This window comes from Streptomyces sp. P5F9 (genome assembly GCF_057961495.1).
The window spans coordinates 1-2,433 of the sequence record NZ_JBXVPZ010000707.1 but is presented as its reverse complement, the minus strand read 5'-3'; the positions used below and the strand labels follow the sequence as shown (position 1 = coordinate 2,433).

2 protein-coding genes are annotated in these 2,433 nt (G+C 70.8%); one reads left to right on the top strand and one right to left on the bottom strand.

What is annotated here, in order from left to right; translation table 11 throughout:
* Nucleotides 1-1,375: helix-turn-helix domain-containing protein (locus tag AC31A1_RS48790; protein ID WP_489659492.1), on the top strand; the 1,375-nt coding region annotated here is incomplete at its 5' end.
* Nucleotides 1,376-1,526: 151 nt separating this feature from the next.
* Here AC31A1_RS48790 and AC31A1_RS48785 read toward each other — a convergent pair.
* A complete protein-coding gene (locus AC31A1_RS48785; RefSeq protein ID WP_489659491.1) occupies nt 1,527-2,405 on the bottom strand; it encodes a TauD/TfdA dioxygenase family protein in 879 nt (292 codons plus the stop codon).
* Nucleotides 2,406-2,433: the final 28 nt, after the last annotated feature.

The window sequence follows — 2,433 nt, the reverse complement described above, 5'->3', positions numbered from 1 at the left end:
GTTGGCGGACGTGGGGGTGGCGGGGCTGGTCGTGGAGCTGGGGCGCCGGTATCAGCAGGCTCCCCCGGATCTCGTCACCGCGTGCAGTGAGCGGGATCTGCCGCTGATCGTGCTGGCGCGCGGGGTGCGGTTCATCGAGGTCACTCAGACCGTGCACGCCCTGATCCTGGACGCGCAGGGCGAGTTGCTGCGCCGCGCCCAGCACGTGCACGAACTCTTCACGTCGCTCACTCTGCGCGGCGCCGAACCGGAGGAGTTCGTACAGACCGCTTCGGACCTCTCGGGGTGTCCGGTCGTGCTGGAGAACCTGATCCACCACGCGGTGAGCTGGGCCGTGGCCGGGCGCGCGGACGGACAGGTCCTGGATGCCTGGCCGCGTCGTTCGCGCGCCGCCGGGACGCCGGACCGGGCGGCGGTCAGCGGGCCCGAGGAGTGGCTCGTGGCGCCGGTCGAGGAGCGGAGCAGCCGGTGGGGGCGACTGGTCATGCTGCCCCTCACGGGCGGACCGCCCTTCGGTCCTGAGCACACGATGATCCTCGAACAGGCCGCCACCGCCCTCACGTTGGCCCGGCTCACGGGTGCCCCGGAGTGGGATCGGCGGGCGCACAGTTCCGTCCTGCTCGATCTGCTGCACTGGCGGTATCGCAGCCGTACCGAGGCCCGGCTGCGGGCCGAGGCGCTGGGGCTGCCGACGACCGGCCACCGTCTCCTGCCGGTCGTCGTCGACCACGCGGGGGCACGGGCCGGCGACGTCACCGTGAGCGCCCACCTCGCCGAAGGACTCCTCACCTCCGGCGTCAAAGCCCTGGTGGGAGACCTCTCCGGGCGTCGTACCGGACTGCTCATGGCACTGGCCCGCGCGAGTGCCTGGCAGCCCGTCGTGGAACGTATCGCCCTCGATCTACGGGCCACGTTCGGAGAGGACGTCGTCGTCGCGGTCGGCCCCGGTGTCACCGAACTCAGCCAGGTCACACGGTCGTTCCGCGAGGCCGAGGAGGTCGCCGACGCCATCGGTCCCGCCTCGCGCGGCCGCCCGTTCCATGTCGCCTCCGACGTGGGCCTGCCGGAGCTGCTCTACTCTCTGCGCGATGACGTGCGGGTCCAGAAGTACGTGGAACATCGCCTCGGGCGCCTGGTCCAGCACGACGCCCGGCACGGCAGCGACCTGCTCGCCACCCTGCGCGAATACCTCGACGCCGCCGGCAACAAGTCGATCGCGGCCAAGCGCGTCGGCCTCTCCCGGCAGGCCTTCTACCAGCGCCTGCACACCATCGAACGCCTCCTCGGCGCCGACTTGGAGGCCGGTGCCGAACGCACCCAACTGCACGTCGCCGTAACCGCGTTGGAGGTTCTGCGCGAGGCACCGAAGGACTGATCGATCGGAGGCTTCGTCTCCGGCGGGGAGGGTGGCGGCGGCTTGAAGCACGTCAGGCGGGGCACCCCGAGGACTTCCGGTCGGCGCCGAGTGACCTCAGCGTCGCGAGGAGCCCCTCGGCCAGGCGCGTGACTTCCGTCGGGGAACCGGGTCAGGCCTGCAGGCGGCTGCCGTTGACGGCGACCCGACGGCCCTCGCGGGTGTGCGGGAAGTAGTCCCAGACGGCGTGGTGTTGGACGCTGCGGTTGTCCCAGAGGACGAGCGTGCGCTCCTGCCAGCGGACCCGGCAGTGCAGCAACGGGGTGCGGGCTATGTGCGCGTACAGCATGTCGAGCAGGGCGTCGCTCTCGGCGCGGGACAGCTGGGTGATGTGCGAGGTGTAGGGGGCGTTGACGAAGAGGAGCTTGCGGTCGGTCTCCGGGTGGCGGGCGATGACCGGTTGTTCGGTGCGCGGTACCTCGTACTCGGGCGGCGGGGTCTGTCCGGCGGCGGTCCAGGGCAGGGCTCCGTCGTGGACGGCGGTGAGGCTTTCGAGGAAGCTGCGCATCGCCGGTGAGAGCAGTTCGTAGGCGAGGTGCATGTTGGCGAAGACGGTGTCGCCGCCACTGCCGCCCTCGGGGATCGTGGTGATGTACAGCAGCGAACCGAGGGAGGGTTCGGCGTCGGCGGTACCGTCGGCGTGCCAGCCGTTGCCGGCCACGGCCTTGGACTCCTTGGTCGCCTTGATGTCCAGGATGTGCGGGTCCGATCCCTCTGGCGCGAGGGCCACGGGGTGCAGTTCGCCGAAGACGCCCGCGAACCGCTTGTGCTCCTCGGGAGTGATGTCCTGGTCGCGGAAGACGAGGACGTGGTGGGTCTGGAACGCGTGCTTGAGTTCCTTCTCCTGCTGGGGTGTCAGCTCCTGGGACAGGTCGAGGCCGGTGACCTCGGCCCCCAGCAGCGGGGTGATCGGCGCGACGGACAGAGTGTCGTAGGGCTCGGCGGGACGGGTGGTGAGCCGCTCGACGGCCTTGAGCGCGTAGTCCTCCATGAGGGACCTCCGTGGCATCGGTGGGGGC